The 17015-nt window shown below is 65.3% G+C and carries 16 protein-coding genes and 1 pseudogene; 7 read left to right on the top strand and 10 right to left on the bottom strand.

The features are described 5' to 3' along the window. Window positions 1-129: 129 nt before the first annotated feature. From PX52LOC_RS26575 to PX52LOC_RS26555, 5 genes are all read left to right on the top strand, one after another. Window positions 130-2565 carry a VIT domain-containing protein gene (locus tag PX52LOC_RS26575; RefSeq protein WP_149112927.1) on the top strand — a complete coding sequence of 812 codons (2436 nt, stop codon included), beginning with the start codon at window positions 130-132 and terminating at the stop codon, window positions 2563-2565. Window positions 2566-2650: 85 nt separating this feature from the next. Further along, entirely contained in the window at window positions 2651-3070 is a 420-nt protein-coding gene (locus PX52LOC_RS26570; RefSeq protein ID WP_149112926.1) for a YegP family protein, read from the top strand. 221 nt (window positions 3071-3291) lie between these two features. After that, a complete protein-coding gene (gene thiC / locus PX52LOC_RS26565) occupies window positions 3292-4632 on the top strand; it encodes a phosphomethylpyrimidine synthase ThiC (RefSeq protein ID WP_149112925.1) in 1341 nt (446 codons plus the stop codon). 466 nt (window positions 4633-5098) lie between these two features. Beyond that, entirely contained in the window at window positions 5099-5386 is a 288-nt protein-coding gene (locus tag PX52LOC_RS26560) for a hypothetical protein (RefSeq protein ID WP_149112924.1), read from the top strand. 112 nt (window positions 5387-5498) lie between these two features. Next, window positions 5499-6416 carry a hypothetical protein gene (locus tag PX52LOC_RS26555; protein WP_149112923.1) on the top strand — a complete coding sequence of 306 codons (918 nt, stop codon included), beginning with the start codon at window positions 5499-5501 and terminating at the stop codon, window positions 6414-6416. Between the two features lie 155 nt (window positions 6417-6571). Here the strand turns inward: PX52LOC_RS26555 and PX52LOC_RS26550 are convergent, their stop codons facing one another. From PX52LOC_RS26550 to PX52LOC_RS26515, 9 genes and pseudogenes are all read right to left on the bottom strand, one after another. After that, a complete protein-coding gene (locus PX52LOC_RS26550) occupies window positions 6572-7342 on the bottom strand; it encodes a hypothetical protein (protein WP_149112922.1) in 771 nt (256 codons plus the stop codon). Between the two features lie 154 nt (window positions 7343-7496). Beyond that, window positions 7497-7883, bottom strand: coding sequence for a response regulator (locus tag PX52LOC_RS26545; RefSeq protein WP_149112921.1), 387 nt, complete (start codon window positions 7881-7883; stop codon window positions 7497-7499). A 326-nt stretch (window positions 7884-8209) separates the two neighbouring features. Beyond that, a complete protein-coding gene (locus tag PX52LOC_RS26540; RefSeq protein WP_149112920.1) occupies window positions 8210-8626 on the bottom strand; it encodes a response regulator in 417 nt (138 codons plus the stop codon). Between the two features lie 129 nt (window positions 8627-8755). Continuing rightward, the gene (locus PX52LOC_RS42850) at window positions 8756-9487 is read right to left on the bottom strand and encodes a hypothetical protein (protein WP_246173476.1); all 732 of its coding nucleotides are present in this window, start codon (window positions 9485-9487) and stop codon (window positions 8756-8758) included. A 40-nt stretch (window positions 9488-9527) separates the two neighbouring features. Beyond that, window positions 9528-10001 carry a GNAT family N-acetyltransferase gene (locus tag PX52LOC_RS26530; protein WP_168219219.1) on the bottom strand — a complete coding sequence of 158 codons (474 nt, stop codon included), beginning with the start codon at window positions 9999-10001 and terminating at the stop codon, window positions 9528-9530. 106 nt (window positions 10002-10107) lie between these two features. Then, window positions 10108-10677, bottom strand: a complete 570-nt coding sequence (locus PX52LOC_RS40955; RefSeq protein ID WP_168219218.1) for a hypothetical protein — start codon at window positions 10675-10677, stop codon at window positions 10108-10110. Between the two features lie 232 nt (window positions 10678-10909). Next, window positions 10910-11317, bottom strand: a pseudogene (locus PX52LOC_RS26525) (transposase); the annotation flags it as partial. Window positions 11318-11827: 510 nt separating this feature from the next. Next, the gene (locus PX52LOC_RS26520) at window positions 11828-12214 is read right to left on the bottom strand and encodes a response regulator (protein ID WP_149112921.1); all 387 of its coding nucleotides are present in this window, start codon (window positions 12212-12214) and stop codon (window positions 11828-11830) included. 566 nt (window positions 12215-12780) lie between these two features. Then, a complete protein-coding gene (locus tag PX52LOC_RS26515) occupies window positions 12781-13395 on the bottom strand; it encodes a hypothetical protein (protein WP_149112916.1) in 615 nt (204 codons plus the stop codon). Window positions 13396-13587: 192 nt separating this feature from the next. Between PX52LOC_RS26515 and PX52LOC_RS41750 the strand changes: the two genes are divergently transcribed. Both PX52LOC_RS41750 and PX52LOC_RS26505 read left to right on the top strand, forming a co-directional pair. Next, on the top strand, window positions 13588-14736 hold the full coding sequence (locus tag PX52LOC_RS41750) for an alpha/beta hydrolase family esterase (protein WP_178132573.1): 1149 nt from the start codon (window positions 13588-13590) through the stop codon (window positions 14734-14736). Between the two features lie 31 nt (window positions 14737-14767). Beyond that, the gene (locus PX52LOC_RS26505; protein WP_149112915.1) at window positions 14768-15847 is read left to right on the top strand and encodes an alpha/beta hydrolase; all 1080 of its coding nucleotides are present in this window, start codon (window positions 14768-14770) and stop codon (window positions 15845-15847) included. A gap of 249 nt (window positions 15848-16096) precedes the next feature. On the opposite strand, the gene PX52LOC_RS26500 is transcribed toward PX52LOC_RS26505, so the two are convergent. Beyond that, window positions 16097-16921 carry a sigma-70 family RNA polymerase sigma factor gene (locus PX52LOC_RS26500; RefSeq protein ID WP_149112914.1) on the bottom strand — a complete coding sequence of 275 codons (825 nt, stop codon included), beginning with the start codon at window positions 16919-16921 and terminating at the stop codon, window positions 16097-16099. Window positions 16922-17015 lie beyond the last annotated feature (94 nt).

Raw genomic sequence — 17015 nt, 5'->3', positions numbered from 1 at the left:
GGGGCGGCCCGTCCGTCTGTAACCCCGCCGTAACGGCCCGTCGAATGGCCGTCGTCGGCCGGCCGCCTCTCGCGTTAAGATTGGGGTGGGGACGACTCCCCTTCCCTTCCCCGTTCGTGCGAGGCGGTCATGCGTACCCGAATCCTCACCGCGTTAGCCCTGCTCGCCTGGAGCCAATTCGCCCAGGCCCACGGGTTGCTCCTCCCCGACGACACGTCCGTGCCGCCGCTCTCGATGGTCAGCCACAAGGTCGACGCGACCATCGACGAACAGGTGGCCGCCACCACGGTCGAGCAGTTGTTCCGCAACCACACGAGCCGGCCGGTGGAGGCGACCTACGTCTTCCCGGTGCCGAAGGGGGCGAGCATCAACAAGTTCACGATGTGGATCGACGGCAAGGAAACCGCCGGCGAACTGCTCGACGCGAAGAAGGCGAATCAGATTTACACCGAGATCGTCCGCCGGACGCGCGACCCCGGCATCCTCGAATACGTCGGCAACGACCTCCTGCGGATGCGCGTCTTCCCGATCCCGGCTAACAGCACTCAGAAGGTGAAACTCCGGTTCACGCACGTCGCCCCGAAAGACGCCGGCGTGGTCGAGTACATCTACCCGATGAAGACCGACGGCCGGGCCAACCGCACGCTCGACGAGGTGTTCGTCCGCGTGACGTTGAAGTCGCAATCGCCGATCCAGTCCGTTTACAGCCCGACGCACGCGATCGCCCTCAACCGCAACTCTGACCGCGAGGTGGTCGTCGATTTCGAGAAGAACCAAGCCCTGCTCGACAAGGACTTCCAACTCTTCTACGCTACGAGCGCCCAGCCCATCGGCATCACCCCCCTGCTCTACCGGCCAATTTCGAGCGAGGACGGGTACTTCATGTTTCTGATTTCTCCCTCGACGGAGGCGAGCAAGATTCAGCGCGTGCCCCGCGACTTGGTGATGGTGCTGGACAAGTCGGGCAGCATGTCCGACCTGAAGATGGCCCAGGCGAAGAAAGCCCTCAAGCACTGTCTGGGCAACCTCAAGCCGGACGACCGATTCGCGCTCGTCAGTTTCGCCACCACGGTTAGTACGTTCGACGACCGCCTGCAATCCGCCTCGAAAGAGCAACTCGAGCGGGCCGAGAAGTGGGTCGATGACCTCCGCCAGAGCGGCGGCACTGCCATATTGCCCGCTCTCGAAACCGCGCTGTCGCTGCGATCGAAGGGCGAGCCGGGCCGGTCGTTCAACATCGTCTTCTTCACAGACGGCCTGCCGACCGTGGACGAGACGAACCCGGACAAGATCGTGAAGGCCGTCGGGGCCAAGGTCGGCGCGGAGACGCGCATCTTCACCTTCGGCGTCGGCGACGACGTGAACGCCGCGATGCTCGACCAACTCGCCGACGCGACTCGCGGCGTCAGCACATACGTCCGTCCCTCCGAGGACATCGAGGCGAAAGTCAGCAGCCTCTACGCGAAGATCAGCCACCCGGTGATGACGAACGTCAAACTCTCGGCGAGCGGGGTCCGCCTGCACGAAGTCTACCCCGTTCAGTTGCCCGACCTGTTCCACGGTAGCCAACTCGTCGTCATCGGCCGGTTCTCCGGCAGCGGTCCGGCCACCGTCCGGCTCAGCGGAATGATCGGCCGCGAGAGTAAGGAGTTGGTCGAAGAGTTCACCTTTCCCGGCACGCGCACGAGCGATGACAAGGAGTTCGTCGAACACCTCTGGGCGCGCCGGAAGGTCGGGTACATCCTCGACCAGATTCGGGCCAACGGTGAGAAGAAGGAACTCGTCGATGAGGTGACGCAACTCGCGAAGAAGTACGGTATCGCGACGCCGTACACGAGTTACCTCGTCGTGCCGGACGGCCCGATGCCGGTGGCGACTCTCGGCCGGTCGCGCTCCATGATGCCCACCAACGGTCCCGTGTTCGGTGGACTGCTGCCCAGCGCGCCCGGTGTCGGCGGCCCGGCGGCGGCGGAAGCCAAGACCGCCGAGGTGGCGAAGCAGGCGGCGGGTGACGCGACCAAGTCCGGCGGCAAGGACGGGATCGCGGGCGGTCGCGGCGGCGTGCAGAATCGCCAAATCGACGAACGGCTCAAGGATCTCAAACCGGAGGATCGCAAGGGGGCATACGCGGACGCGCTGGAGAAGGCGAAGAAGGATCAGTCGGTCCTGACGGAAGCGGACCGCAACTACAAGGGTAACCTCCGGGCGAATCAGGTCGGCTCCCAGGGCGTAGACTTGGCTCTCGCCTCCGACGCGCTCCGCAATCAGTCGCGGCTTAGCCAGACGGCCACCCGGGCCGCCTACGGCCGAAACTGTGTCGAGGTCGGCGGCGTCTGGATCGACGAGAAGTACGACGCGAAGATGAAGCTGGTCGCCATCAAGGCACAAGGGGCTGCGTACTTCCGCTTGTTGGAAAAGCAGCCCCAGCTGAAGGACGTCTATCAACTCGGCAACCACATCGTCTGGGTCACGCCGAGCAACGAGGCGCTCGTCATCGACCCGAAGGACGGGGCCGACGACCTGAAGGACGAAGAACTGAATAAACTCTTCGCCGCCGCGAAGTAGACGCAAGTGACCGCCGGCGGGACGGCCCGCCGGCGGGTTCGTAGAATCGTGAGAGACACTTCCTTTCTCTCCGAGGTCCCCCGTCATGCTGACCCGTCGCAACTTCATCGCCTTATCGCTCGCCCTCTTGGCCGTGCCGGTCGCATCCGCCGCCGACAAGAAAATGGCCTTCGAAATCTACCCCGACGCGAAGGGAGAATTCCGCTGGCGGTTGCTCGACGGCGAGGGAACCAATGTCGCCAACTCCGGCCAAGGGTACGTGAAGAAGGCCGACTGCAAGAAGATGGTCGAGAACTTCAAGGACGACATCTCGAAGTACACGATCGAAGTGTACGAGGACACCAAGAAGGAGAGCCGCTTCCGGCTGAAGGCCAAGAACGGCCAGAACGTCGGCAGTTCCACCGGCAGCTACAAGGCGAAGGCCGACGCCGACAAAGTAGTCGCAGCGATCCAGAAGGGTGCAAAAGACGCGACCGTCACGGAGAAGGAAGCCGAGAAGAAGTAGCCCTCGGGCATCAGTTTTTCCACGACGGCGACCGGAATGGTTGCCGTCGTTTCGTTTCGCCCCCTACAATACTCCCAGCAATCGCTAGGGGTGCCCGCCGCCGGTTCGGTGGGCTGAGATTACACCCTTCGGACCTTAACCGGGTTATTCCGGCGGGGAAAGCGAACGAGCGGCACTACCCTGCCCTCGCACGTCCCGCCCCATTCGGGGATCGTTGGCCCATGACACAATTAGAAGCCGCCCGCGCGGGAACAGTCACGCCGGAGATGCAGTTCGTCGCCAAGCGCGAAGACCTGTCGCCGGAACTGATTCGCTCCGAAGTCGCTCGCGGCCGGATGGTCATTCCTGCGAACACCGTTCACCTGTCAAAGAAGCTCGAACCGATGTGCATCGGCGTGGCCTCGTCGTGCAAGATCAACGCGAACATCGGCAACTCGGCCGTGACCGGCAAGGTCGATGACGAACTCGAAAAATTGCACACTGCCGTTCATCTCGGGTCCGACACGGTGATGGACCTCTCGACCGGCGGCAACATCGACGGCATCCGTCAAGCGATGATCGACGCCTCGACGGTCCCCATCGGTACGGTGCCGATCTACCAGATCATCCAGAACGTCAAAGACCCGCGCGACATTACACCAAAGATGATGCTCGACACGGTCGAGCACCAGGCGAAGCAGGGCGTGGACTACATGACGATCCACGCCGGCGTGTTGCTCGAACACGTCCCCCTGACCCGCGACCGCGTGACCGGCATCGTCTCGCGCGGCGGTTCCCTGATGGCCGCCTGGATGGTCGCCCACCACCAACAGAACCCGTGGTACACGCACTTCGGCGAACTCTGCGAGATCATGCGGGCCTACGACGTGACGTTCAGCCTCGGCGACGGCCTCCGCCCTGGCAGCCTCGCGGACGCCAACGACGCTGGCCAGTTCGCAGAACTCAAGACCCTCGGCGAATTGACCCTGAAGGCCTGGGAGCACGGCTGCCAAGTGATGATCGAAGGCCCCGGTCACATCCCGATGCACCTCGTGAAGATGAACATCGAGAAGGAGCGAGAGCTCTGTCACGACGCCCCCTTTTACGTTCTCGGCCCCCTCGTGACGGACATCGCGCCCGGCTATGACCACATCACGAGTGCGATCGGCGCGGCCCTCGCCGCCGAGGCCGGCGCGGCGATGCTGTGCTACGTGACGCCGAAGGAACACCTCGGCCTGCCGAACAAAGACGACGTGCGGCAGGGCGTGATCGCGTACAAAATCGCCGCCCATGCCGGGGACATCGCCCGCGGCCGAAAGAACGCCCGCGTCCGCGACGACCAATTGAGTAAGGCCCGCTTCGAGTTCGACTGGAACCGCCAATTCGAGTTGAGCCTGGACCCCGAAACGGCCCGCCGGATGCACGACGAAACACTCCCGCAGGACGTGTTCAAGAGCGCGAAATTCTGCTCGATGTGCGGCCCGAAATTCTGTTCGATGCGAATCACGCAAGACGTTCGCAAATTAGCCGACGACGCGGCCCGTATTTCGTCAAACCTTACCCCGCTATCGTTGGCAAAGTAACCCTTGCCGCCGAGAGAACCTCGATACGGCATAACATCCTTCGACGACCGTGGACTTCACCCCACTCGTCGGAGGATGTTTTCATACGTGCCCCAAGTCGTGGTTCCGTCGGGATCGCAACGCCGACTTTGTCATCATCGCCGCTCGGCGGCACAACCTCGGGCAGGATTAGGAAGGAAGCCGATCGCCGGTTTCACGAACTGATGGCGCCCCTGCCCCGCCCGAATTCCCGCCGCGGGTGACATCACCACCGCCCGCCAGGCGCCACGACATCCGCGATGTCCACGGGACCGCATCCGGGGCCTGCTCTCCGGCCAGGCCGGCGGCTTGTGGCGGCGGGCAAGGGGCAAGATGAAAGCGGAGTGAGGACTTGGCCGGCGGATTCCGCAACGGTCTTCGCCCGTGGGTCGTTCCCGTTTACCGTGGGAACGTCCCTGCCGCCGCCCGTTGCCGGAGAGTCTTGGCCATGCGATTCCGAACTCCCGCCGCCCTGTGTGCCGTGCTCGCCGTCGCGACGACCGTCGGCGGGGCGTGGTCGTGGGCCGAGAACAGAACCGCGGCCCGGCAACTCGCCGCCGCGATGGCTGAAAGCGATCACCTTGACGAGATGATGGCAGAAGTGCAAGAGATCGAAGAAGCCCGCCGTGCGGCGGGGTGGTATGACAAGCCGGACCCGGTCACCGCGGGAACGGGAAACCCGTCACGTCGGCCACACCGGTACCCTCCTCGCGTATCGCGCCGCGCGAACCGCTGACACGGCCGCGGTGGAATGGCCGGTCGTGCCGACTATGATAACCGCCGCGTGCCGTCGGCCGCGAGACGTTTCGCCCGCCCGGGCCGCTGCGCACGCACCTGGAGGGTCCGACATGCCGGACGATCTCAAGACGGCGATGGGCAAGGTTGCATCCAGCGGCGGTAACAAGTTATTCTACTTCGCCTTCGCAGAGGGGAAGCGGAAGAAGGGGGCGGAAAAGGGCGAGCTGGTCATCGGCACCAGCAAACCGACGAAGGCGGATGTCGCCGCCGCTCTCGTCGAGTGCAAGGACTTCGTCGAAGGCATCTGTTGGGCCGGGTTCTTGCCCCAGGACAAGGACTCCGTCTTCGTCATCGCGGACGGCAAGACGATCTCGATGAAGGCCCTCGGCGTCATGCAAGCGGTCGTCCGGGCGGCGGCCGACCGGTACGCCCTGTTCCGCCACCCCTACCCTGCCGAACGGACTCGGGCCAACAAGTTCTCCGACGGCAAGGTGGCCGCCCCCGAGCCTCCGAAGCCGCCGTCCGTCCCCCCGCCGGTGGACAAGTCGGACGCCGTGCGGGCAGAGATCGAGGCCGCAGCGGCCCCAGCGGCCGTCGGCGCGGCCCCGACTGTCCCGGATCGGATGAGCGCCTTGCTGCGGCGGGCGGGCAACAGCAAACCGGTCCCCGACTGGCAGGACCGACTGGAGGCAGCCCGGAAGCTCGTGCAGGGCGGCCGGGTCGAGGACGCGGTCCCGCTCGTCGATCGGCTGGAGAAGGAACTCAACGCCTACCACGCCGAGCGGACGAAGGCCCAGCAGGGCATGACGTTTGAGGCGAGTCAAGCGCAGGGCAAGTACGCCGAGTTGCTCAAGCAGTGGGGGGCCGAACTGAACGCGGCCGACGAACTGGGCAACGACGACGGCACGCGGGCAAAGGCCCGGCTGGGCGAGTCGATGGCCGCCGCCAAGGCGAACGACTTCCGGAAGGCGGTGCCCCTGATCCAACAAGCCGTGCGGTTCCTCGCCATCGCCAAGGAACAGGGCTAACCGGTTCCACTACTGCGGTGTCATGCGGCAACCACCACGGGGGCGACACGCTGCTGCCCTCATTCCAGCCTTCGACACGGACGTGGGCAAGCGGCCCCCTGTCTGGCCGAACAAGGGGTCAACGGGCGACCCGGCCGGCGAACCGGTGCAGCGTCTTACCTGCTGCCCCGCCGCAGACTCGGCGGCCTGTACCACGAGTCTCTCGTTGTCAACAGGTAGCGTAGACCCTGTTTGAGATTGGCCCGAGCGTTACCGTTTAAATGTCGCGCCCACTCGGGCTGCTCCTCCCCGCGGAACCAAGCCAAGTGTGCGAGTGCCCAGCCGAACATTGGCGGCGTCAGATACTCAGGCTTGAGCAAGTCCGTGTCCGGCCACTTGGTGTACTGGCTATCCCAGTTCCGGGGCGTGTTGGCCAAGAAGATGCCGAGCCCAAAGTGGACGACGGCGAGGTCGGTCAGCACCTCGTTGTCGAACACCTCTCGCATGATCCGGCTCTCGCCCAGAAGCCGGACGTGGGCCAACTCGTGGGCAATGGTGCCGACTAGACCCATCGGGTCATCGAGCCCGGACTTGTCGATGCGGATGATGAACTTACGCTCGCTCTCTTCATAAGTGCCGGCCGCTCCGGGCAGGTAGTGTCCGGCTTCATTTTCGAGCCAAATTTTGCCGGCGTCGGCCACGAATTTCAACGTGATGAGGTCGGGCACTACGTCCATGTACTCGCAAACGCGGTCGAGGAGTCTCCGGACGGTCTTCTTGGAACCGTCGTATGCGTCCGGGAAGAACTCGGGCGTGGGCAGCACGACCGGCCTACCGGAGAACGCGCTGTCGTCGAACTCGCCGGCCAGCCACTCCAGCCTCTCCTCAATCCACGCTTTCGCAGCGGAATCGCATGGGCACGATGGCGAGAACAGCCAGCCGAGCATCGAACGCCTCTCTGCCGCCGAACAAAGTCTTAGTGAGCGCCGGCGCACGATAATACCGGCACGACATTGGACCCGGCGGACGGCCGTGGGTCAAGCCGTGGGTGGAGAGTTCTGCTGGGCCGGCGCGATGCTGAGTGGGCCGCGGTCCATGGCGTCACGTCCCCGGCTTGTTCATCGCGCCCACGATCTGTTCCACCGCCGCGGGCTTGACGAGGTGCTGGTGGAACCCGGCCGCCTCGATCCGCAGCCGCGACTCGGCGTCGCCCCGCCCGGTGATGGCCACGAGGATCATCGGCGCGTCCCCGGCGTCGGCCCGCAGTCGGCGGGCTAATTCATCCCCGTCCATGCCCGGCATGTTCAGGTCGAGCAGGCACACGTCCGGCTCGAACTCGGCGGCCACCCGCAGGGCGGTCGGCCCGTCGTAGCACGCCCGGGCGTCGTACCCGAGCGCCGTCAACAGGGCCGCGAGACTGTCCGCCGCGTCCCGGTGGTCGTCCACGCACAGCACTCGGGCCGTCGACCGTGTGGCTACCGCGACCATGGATCGCCTCCGTGTGGACGGGACTGGTGGGGCGGACGCCATTGTAGGCGGATTCCCGGCCGAGAACGATGAGCGATTTCGCCGCCTTTACCGCCTCCACCGCCGCACGTCCCCCAGGTCGGCAACGTTCACGAACTGCGCCCGGTAGCGCGATAGGTACGCCGCCGGCCCAGTCGAACGGGGGCCAGTGCTGGGGACCAAACGGTGCGGCGATCGAACGCGGCGGCAGTCCTTGTAACGGCCCCGAGGAGCGGAGGCCGTGTGGGGAGGGATTGTCTGCACGGACAATCGGCATCGGCGAGGGAAAGGTGACAGCGGCCGGGGGATCATTCCGGAGGCGTTCCCCCGAGGCCGGCCGATCGCTTCGTCCGGACGGCCCAGTTGAGCAGGTCGAGGATCACGCCAGGGTCGACCGGCTTGACGAAGTGGAACCGGATGCCCGCGCCGGTTGAGAGATTCCGGCCCGCTCGGTCGTCGCACCCGGTGACGGCAGCGAGGACCGGCGGGCGGCCCCCGGCGTTGAGGTGCTGGGCTACCGCCCATCCGTCGAGGTCGGGTAGGAGGAGGTCGAGGATGGCCACATCGGGCGGCCGCTCGGCGGCAAGGCGGAGGGCATCCCGGCCGGTACGGGCGATTCGGGGCGTGTGCCCGTGGAGGGAGATGATCTGGGCCAAACTGTCGGCCGCGTCGGCGTTGTCATCGACGACGAGAACGGAAAGGGGTGCGTCGGTGGAGTCGGTCATGGGGGAGAGGTCGCGGGGCGAGGCGGGAGGATGCTGCCGGGCGAGGTGAAGGTCATTCTACGGCACTCCGGGCCGGTCGGGTGTCCGAAAGCGTGGTGAAGTTGCGGCTGTCCGCTTGACGCTTCGCCGTCACCGTTTGCCCAACACTCCATCAACGACCCAGCACCCGCGTGCGTGCGGCCAGTCGCCCCGGCAGTGGGCGAGGATGTCGATGTCCTCGCACCCGGCGTCTTGCAGCGCGTCGGCGAGGATCGGCAGTCGGTCGAAGGCGAGGTCGGCGTAGATCGCTTCCGCGAGGCCGATGGCGGTCGGGGTGAGCCACGACGGGGAGAACGTCACGGGACGGAACGGGCTGCCGAAGATGTCGCGAAAGAGAACGACTTGTGTCCGCTCTTCATCCGCGATCCGGTCTCCGCGATCGGGTGGAAAAGGCGTCGGAAAACGGGGCGGGCGACAGGTGGTGTACGCCGCGGCGAGACTGGCCGTGGTACACGCCGCGGCCGCAACCGTGGCGTCGGCTTCCGCGGTCTTCACGGCGGCGTGCGTCGCGTTGGATTCCGCCAGGTGGGCGAGTAGCTCACCGCTGTCGAACCGCCCTTGGTCCTGCCCCCACAGCGACTGACACGCCGCAAGGCCCGCCTTGTGGATCGCCGGCCGCCCCCTCCGCGCCGCCCCCGTCCGATCGGCCAACTGCTCAGCGAACCCGAGGGCCGCCTTCGCCCGTTCGTCCCGGACGAGGTGTACAACCCGACGCGCACACGCGCAGGCGAACAACCGGAACTTACGGTATTCTTCAGAGCCGCGGAGGAATCCGAGCAGTAGAGCAGGATTTGATGCCGCCAGCCACTCCGCCTCCGTCATCGCCCGCCCTCCGGTGCGATCACTCCCCACATGCGCGGCCTCAGATCTGGAGGTACATCAGGTCGATCTCCTCGACGCACCGACCGCCGAGGGTCTTGTAGAACTTTCGCGCCCTCGCGTTCAGCCGGTGGACCGTCCACACGATCTGCTGCGCGCTGCGGGCCGCCGCAACTTCCCGGGCCCGTCGCATCAAGGAAGACCCAACGCCCCGCCCGCGAACCGATGCCGTGACGAACAGGTCGACCACAACCAGGAGTCGAACGGCCGCGTCCGTGTCGTACCCGTCGTGATGGAATAGGTAGCCGACGACTTCGCCCGCCAACTCGGCCACGACCCCGCGAAAGGCCGGTTCGGGACCGAACCCGTCCCGCTCAATGGCTGCGGCGTTCAGTTTGAGGTCGGTCGCATCCCCGAGGTCGCGCATGTAGCTGGCGAACTCCCCCGCCATTGCCGCGATGGCTGGCACGTCCGAGAGTGTGGCGTCACGAACCAGCACATCCGGCGAAGTGATCATGGATCGCGATCCGATGTGGTCTACGGGGGTTTCTCCGTCGGCGCGCCCCGTGCAGGGCCACGCCGGCCAGCAAAAAGTGGATGGCGACGATGACGGGCACGGTGGGTTACTTCTTGGGTTTGCCGGTCGCGGCAGCCGGCGTCTTGTTGACGGGGCGGGCGGGGGTGATGAAGTCGGCCTCCGCCGGGTGTTCGCCGTCCTTGCCGATCTTGACTTGTGCCGGCCGGGCCACGCCATCGACCTTCAATTCGAACTTCATCGCCGTGGCGTTCTCGTCTACGGCGAAGTTCAGGCCGTCCCATTGTCCGCCCGTCCGGAAGTCGAACTCCAACATCGTCCGGTCCTTGTTGAACACGTACTGGTCGGCGAGTTTCCCCTTCTTCTCGCCGCCCAGACCTTTCAGGTTCGAGAGCTTCCCGCCGGTGACGGTGATCAGCCCCTGGAACCGATGCACGTCCTTCCCGCCCGTGGTCCGCAAGTACCAGAAGCCGTTCTCGTACCACACCCAGAAGATGGCGTCCTTCCCCTTCTTCAACTCCTTCGGCTGTTCCCAGTTGGCTACGCTGACTTCGGCCACTGTGGGGGCCGGCTTCTTCTTGTCGTCGGCGGCCGCACCTCCCTGTGAGAAGAAAATGTTGCCGGTCAAGAAGACGGTGGCCAAAAGGATCGGTCGCACGAGTTGGTCCTCGGAGGGCGAAGTTCGCACAAAGGTGAAAGCTTACCATCCGGCCGGAGTTCATTCCAGTTGAAATCCGCCACGCCTCAGCCGAGATTTGGGTGCTTCTGTCTGTGACGCGATGGAGCGAGCGGGTCTAGTCGAGCAGCGGGCCGACCCCGAACATGGCGATGAGCCGGTGGCCGCGGAAGCAGCCCTCACGGCCCTCGCGCCAGTTATGCAATTTGAAGTCCTAACCTGGGAGGAGCAAGGTGAGGAAGGCGAGCCAGTGCCAACCGGCCAACGTCTCGGGCAGCCGCTCGTAATCCCGGGTCAGCCGCCGGAATCGACCGAGTCAGGCGAAGCTCCGCTCGCCGACCCACCGCCGGATGCCGTAGCCCCCCTCTTGGCCGGCCGCGTCGTCCCAGGTGTACCCCGGATCGGCGAAGACGACTTCGACCGTGCCGCCGGTCACCTTTTGCCGGCGGGCCGTCAAGTCCGCCACCCGAGCCCGCCACTGCTCGTTGGCCGCCGTCACCTTCAACGCCGGCAGGTGGCCCGGCGTGTCCACGGCGATGTGCACCTTGGACCCGTTCTTCTTCGCCCCATCGTACCCCGCCCGGCCGCCGCTCTCGGGCGTCGATTGCACGGCGCGGCCGTCCAACTTGGCGGCCGTCGGGCGGGACTCCGGACTCTTGGACAGCCCCAAGTAAAAATCCCATCCGCCGGCCGGCCGACGAAACCGTGACCGCCCCGATGGCCGCCACTTTGTCCCGGCGTCCCGGCGATTCTCAGCGACCGCCGTAAAACTTCCCTGCGGGCACCTCGTCCCCGGCCCGTGGATCATACGCTTGTCGCCGGAGACGTCCCAGGATTGGTCGTCCCGAAACTTCGATTTCGTCACCCGCTCCTCCGGCTCTTTACCACCCGCGACATCGCGATCCTGTTTCAGGCCGCCTCGTGCCACGACTATCCTCGTGTAACGGGAGCAGTTCCCGTCCCCGCCTAGCAAATCACTACAAGATCATCACCACCCCTTTTCCCCTCGACACCACTACCACTACCAATTCCATTGGCATGCCCGTCATGCCCCAGTCAAGCGGACCATCGGCTACTGCTGCAAGTACCTACCCAACTTGCACGGTTGCTGAGTGGGCCGCGGTCCATGGCGTCACGTCCCCGGCTTGTTCATCGCGCCCACGATCTGTTCCACCGCCGCGGGCTTGACGAGGTGCTGGTGGAACCCGGCCGCCTCGATCCGCAGCCGCGACTCGGCGTCGCCCCGCCCGGTGATGGCCACGAGGATCATCGGCGCGTCCCCGGCGTCGGCCCGCAGTCGGCGGGCTAATTCATCCCCGTCCATGCCCGGCATGTTCAGGTCGAGCAGGCACACGTCCGGCTCGAACTCGGCGGCCACCCGCAGGGCGGTCGGCCCGTCGTAGCACGCCCGGGCGTCGTACCCGAGCGCCGTCAACAGGGCCGCGAGACTGTCCGCCGCGTCCCGGTGGTCGTCCACGCACAGCACTCGGGCCGTCGACCGTGTGGCTACCGCGACCATGGATCGCCTCCGCATGGACGGGACTGGTGGGGCGGACGCCATTGTAGACGGATTCCCGGCCGAGAACGATGAGCGATTTCGCCGCCCCACCACCGCACGTCCCCCCCAAAGTCGGCGACGTTCACGAGCCGCGTCCGGCCGCTGAACACGTACGCCCGCACGGCGAGGAGGAGGGCGTCCCGGCCGGTGCGGGCGATTTGGGGCGTGTGCCCGTGGAGGGCGATGATCTGGGCTAGGCTGTCGGCCGCGTCGGCGTTGTCATCGACGACGAGAACAGAGAGGGGCGCGTCGGTGGAGCCGGTCAGATGAACTCATCCCGGCCTCGGATGAGTTCATCTGACCGGATACCAGACAATGCTGCGGGGGCATGATCGTTCAGGAGTTCCAGCCTGCAATGATGTGCGCCTTCGGTTTGGAGACGTAGAGGCATGGTAACGGCTTGGGGCCGATCTGGATGGCGATGCTGGACAAGGACAATGCGGGGATTCAGCGAGATCCGCACGCGAGTCGAAAGCCCGTCGCCTGACGGGTGAAGTTTGAGAGCATGCTGGCTGACTCAATACCATTTACGGGCGCGGCCCTTTGACGTCGTAGGTCGACTTCTTGTAGCCGACTTCGTCGGTCCGCTGGAGGCTGTCCTTGTCCATGTCCGCGAAATATTTCTCGATGGCCTTTTGGAAATCGGCGACGGCCTTCTCATAGGCCACCCGGGTCATCCCAACTCTCCCCGTGAACGTGGGGAACGGCTTGGTCCTCAGATAATTGAGGTAATCACTTCGGTGGCAGGATTCGTGGAAGCCGAGGGTGGTGTTTCCAGCCTTCTCGTCGTCGGGCGTGGTCCCCCGCCCGTAGCCCGAGGTCTGAGTGGCGTCGGCATTTGGCCCGTACACGGTCTGAATCTTTACGTTCCCCTTGATCTGCACGGGGCCGTTGATTTTGGTGATGAGGGCTTGGCCGTTCTTGGTCACGAAGGCGAAACCTGGCGTGCCAAAAAAGCTTTGACCGCTACCCACCGCGCCTTCGGGCGTAAAGGATGTATTGCCCTGAGTGCCCGTGTCGTTCGTGGTGCCGTCGGCGATGACCTCTGCGGTGACATCGATTTCGAGGGCGGGGGTCTTTATTTTTCGGACCGAGACTTTGCTTGGAACGGTCTTCGGGGGCGGATTCTGCGTTGCGGCCATGACGAGTCCTCGGTCTTTTTGGCGGGGACCGCACGCTCGCTGCGTGCACCCGACCCGTACCCCTCTCTACGCAGCGGCCGCTGAACTGGATGCCGAATTCGCGTAACCTTTCAGGTTCTTGGGTGTTGTATCAAAACAGTTCGATCGCCCGCCGGTCTGTGACCGAGGGGATTGACTCGACGGAGTCGTCACATGTTCTCATCCCGCGCTGCGCTCATCGTTATCGCCCTCTCGTTTCCGGCCGCCGCTGACGGGTCGGATAAGGTCGAGTTGAAGAAGGTTACCTGGAAGGTCGGCAACGACACCCGGGAGGCCTTGGTGTACAACCCGTCCGGCACGAAGAAGCCGGTGATCTTCGCCTGGCACGGCCACGGTGGTACGGCCACCTTCGCAGCGAAGAAATTCGACTTCCACACGCGGTGGCCGGAGGCGGTCGTGGTCTATCCACAGGGCCTGCCCACCCCTGCCCCGCTCGTGGACCCTGACGGCAAGCGAGCCGGCTGGCAGAAATTCGTCGGCGATCAGGACGACCGCGACTTGAAGCTGTTCGACGCGATGCTCAAAGCGTGCGTGGACGAGTACGGGGCGGACGAGAAGCGGGTCTACTCGGCCGGGCACTCGAACGGTGGATTCTTCACCTATCTGCTGCTAGCCGCCCGTCCGGGGACGTTGGCCGCCGTCGCGCCGGTCGCCGCGACGATCACCCCACGCTTCCAGAAAGACCTCAAGCCGGTTCCCGTGCTGCACGTCGCCGGGGAGAAGGACCCGCTGGTCAAGTTCGACGGCCAGCAGAAGACGATCGAGTTCATGAGGAAGTTGAACGGGTGCGATGCGGACGGGAAGGCCGCCGGGAAGAATTGTACCGAGTACCGGGCGAAAGGCGGCCCGCCGGTGGTTGCGTTCATCCACCCCGGCGGTCACGAGGTTCCCGACGGTGCCGCGGAGCGAATCGCGATGTTCTTCAAAGACATAGACAAGGAGGATCAGCCCAAGCCGTTGCCCGAAAACGTCGTCAAGGCGTGGAAAGAAGCGGGGGCAACGGTTGGGTGGATGAAGACCGAAATGACTGGCGCCCTGACCTTTGTCGAGAAGCCCGAGGCCGGCGTGATCCCGGCGTTCCGATTCGAAAAGTGGAAGGACGGCGTCGTCCCAGAGTTGCCGATGCCCGAATCCTCCTTCGGCCTCGACCTGGCCAAAACGGAGGTGGCGGACAGTGGACTTAAGGAGCTGGCGAAGCTCAAACACATGACCGCGCTCGCCCTGTGCGAAACCAAGGTGACCGATGCCGCGGTCGAGGTGTTGCGAAAGGCCTTGCCGAAGTGCTTCATCTTCCATTGTTGAACCTGCGGAGTGTGCCCCACCGGAGCCTGCCATGCGTTTCACCGCCCCCTTCGTGTTCGTGGCCTTGTTGGTCGGCCCTGCCACGCTAACCGCCCAGGAGAACGTCCTTCCGCCGGAGAAAGCGAAGGCGGCGCTCCTGAAGGCCCTCGAACGGCCCGAGGTTGCGGCCGACGTCCGCGAGGACGCCAAGCCGGTCGTGGCGAGCAAGCGGGCCGTCTCGCGGTGGTCGTTCGCCAGCGAGAAGAAGGCCGACGGCACGGTCGAGCGGGTCCCGGTCCTGATGGCCATTCCCGCCGGGGCGAAGGGCAAGCTGCCGGTGATGATCGTCCTGCACGGCACCGGCGGGAACAAGGAGGGAATGCAGTCGTGGCTCGATGCGTTCGCCGACCGGGGGGTGATCGGGGTGGCGATCGACGCCCGCTACCACGGCGGCCGGGCGAACGCCGGGAAAGGCTCGACCGCGTACGTCGATTCCGTCACGACGGCGTGGCGTTCTCCCGCCGATCGGCCGATGGAACACCCGTTCTACTACGACACCGTCTGGGACCTGTGGCGGCTCCTCGACGTGCTGGAGAAGCACGAAGCGGTGGACGCCAAACACATCGGCATGCTCGGCGTTAGCATGGGCGGCATCCAAACGTGGCTGGCGGCGTCCGCGGACGACCGGGTGTCAGTTGCGGCTCCGCTCATCGCAGTTCAGAGCTTCCGGTGGAGTCTGGAGAACGACCGCTGGCAGGGCCGCGCGAACACCATCAAGGCCGCACACGAGGCCGCCGCCAAAGACCTCGGCGAACCGGCGGTGAACCGGCGGGTGTGCCGTGAAGTGTGGTCGAAGGTGATCCCCGGCATCCTGGGCGACTTCGACTGCCCGAACCTGCTGCCGCTGTTCGCGGCCGGCTCGCCCCGCGCGCTGTTCATCGCGAACGGCGACGCGGACCCGAACTGCCCGGTCGAGGGCGCGCGGATCGCGATCGCGGCCGCCGAGGCCGCGTATAAGAAAGCGGGGGCGAGCGACCGCCTAGTAGTCCGGGTGAACGCGGGGGTCGCGCACAAGGTGACCGACGAGGACCAGAACGCCGCCATCGAGTTCGCGTTGAAGTGGCTGAAGTAGCCCAGGTCTGGGGAGCAACGGCCACTACCCGGAAATGTTGGCTACTACTCGAAAATCAAGGGATTCCTCGCAACGGAATCTCCATCTTTGCAGGACGCATCAGATCTGACAACGTCTGAAAACGAAATGGCCACGCCGGTCCATTCGGCCGGTGTTGGCCCGCGAAGTCGCGCAGGCGGTCCACAGCGGCGGGATCGAGATCGGAGGTGCGGGTTGTCGTCTGAGAATGTTTTCCGCCCAGCGTTCCGCTCATGAAGTCGGATCGAAGTCCTCACCGAGTTGGGCGAGGGCGGCGGACTCGATCTGGCGGACCCGCTCGCGGGTGAGGCCGAGGTGCGCGCCGATGTCCTTAAGAGTCATCGGCTCCGCCCCGCCGATCCCGTATCGCAACCGCAACACCATCGCTTCCCGCTGGTCGAGTCTGCCGAGCAGTTCAGACAAGCGGTTGAGGTCGGCCGCGGCCTGCATGGCGTCCCCCGGCGCGTCCGCCCGCCAGTCCGCCACGGTCTCCGTGCTCCCGATGGCGTCGTCCTCGTCCACGCCGGTCGATTGCGTCCGGCCGACGCGGATCGCGTCCGCGACCATCCGCGCCTGCTTCGGCTTGAGGCCCAGTCGTGCGGCAATCTCCTCGCGGGTGGCCGGCCGGCCTAATTCTTCGGCCAACGCTTGCGAGGCCCGCCCCCACTGGCCGAGCAGTACCGACAGATACGCCGGCACGCGGATCGTCCGGGCCGTGTTGATGACGCCCCGCCGCATGCTCTGGCTGATCCAGTACGCGGCGTACGTGCTAAACCGCGTGTTCATGTCTGGGTCGTACCCTTCAACCGCCCGGAGTAGGCCGAGATTCCCCTCGGCAACCAAGTCTTCAATCGACACGCCCTTGCCACGAAACCCCCTGGCGATGTTGACGACGAGCCGCATGTTGGCACGGACCAGTTGGTCGCGGGCGATCGGGTCGCCGCTGCGAACACGGGCCGCGAGTTCCCGCTCGTCGGCGTGCGTGAGCAGCGACGTGCGGTTGGCATCGACTAAATAAGTGTCGAACGACGACGGGGCGGGTGCGGTGAGTGGCATGGCGGCCTCGGAACGGGAACATTGTATTCATCGGGCGGCGGTTCGGCGTACCATTGCTGTGCAAGAGGGAAGCCGTCTGACCAAGTTTAGATAA

Source organism: Limnoglobus roseus (genome assembly GCF_008254045.1).
Lineage (GTDB): Bacteria > Planctomycetota > Planctomycetia > Gemmatales > Gemmataceae > Limnoglobus > Limnoglobus roseus.
This window is presented reverse-complemented; position numbering and strand designations above follow the sequence as displayed.

Coding starts and splice junctions, on each gene's coding strand:
- PX52LOC_RS26575 (WP_149112927.1), top strand. CDS start 130: ATGCGTACCCGAATCCTCACCGCGTTAGCCCTGCTCGCCTGGAGCCAA.
- PX52LOC_RS26570 (WP_149112926.1), top strand. CDS start 2,651: ATGCTGACCCGTCGCAACTTCATCGCCTTATCGCTCGCCCTCTTGGCC.
- thiC (WP_149112925.1), top strand. CDS start 3,292: ATGACACAATTAGAAGCCGCCCGCGCGGGAACAGTCACGCCGGAGATG.
- PX52LOC_RS26560 (WP_149112924.1), top strand. CDS start 5,099: ATGCGATTCCGAACTCCCGCCGCCCTGTGTGCCGTGCTCGCCGTCGCG.
- PX52LOC_RS26555 (WP_149112923.1), top strand. CDS start 5,499: ATGCCGGACGATCTCAAGACGGCGATGGGCAAGGTTGCATCCAGCGGC.
- PX52LOC_RS26550 (WP_149112922.1), bottom strand. CDS start 7,342: ATGCTCGGCTGGCTGTTCTCGCCATCGTGCCCATGCGATTCCGCTGCG.
- PX52LOC_RS26545 (WP_149112921.1), bottom strand. CDS start 7,883: ATGGTCGCGGTAGCCACACGGTCGACGGCCCGAGTGCTGTGCGTGGAC.
- PX52LOC_RS26540 (WP_149112920.1), bottom strand. CDS start 8,626: ATGACCGACTCCACCGACGCACCCCTTTCCGTTCTCGTCGTCGATGAC.
- PX52LOC_RS42850 (WP_246173476.1), bottom strand. CDS start 9,487: ATGACGGAGGCGGAGTGGCTGGCGGCATCAAATCCTGCTCTACTGCTC.
- PX52LOC_RS26530 (WP_168219219.1), bottom strand. CDS start 10,001: ATGATCACTTCGCCGGATGTGCTGGTTCGTGACGCCACACTCTCGGAC.
- PX52LOC_RS26520 (WP_149112921.1), bottom strand. CDS start 12,214: ATGGTCGCGGTAGCCACACGGTCGACGGCCCGAGTGCTGTGCGTGGAC.
- PX52LOC_RS26515 (WP_149112916.1), bottom strand. CDS start 13,395: ATGGCCGCAACGCAGAATCCGCCCCCGAAGACCGTTCCAAGCAAAGTC.
- PX52LOC_RS41750 (WP_178132573.1), top strand. CDS start 13,588: ATGTTCTCATCCCGCGCTGCGCTCATCGTTATCGCCCTCTCGTTTCCG.
- PX52LOC_RS26505 (WP_149112915.1), top strand. CDS start 14,768: ATGCGTTTCACCGCCCCCTTCGTGTTCGTGGCCTTGTTGGTCGGCCCT.
- PX52LOC_RS26500 (WP_149112914.1), bottom strand. CDS start 16,921: ATGCCACTCACCGCACCCGCCCCGTCGTCGTTCGACACTTATTTAGTC.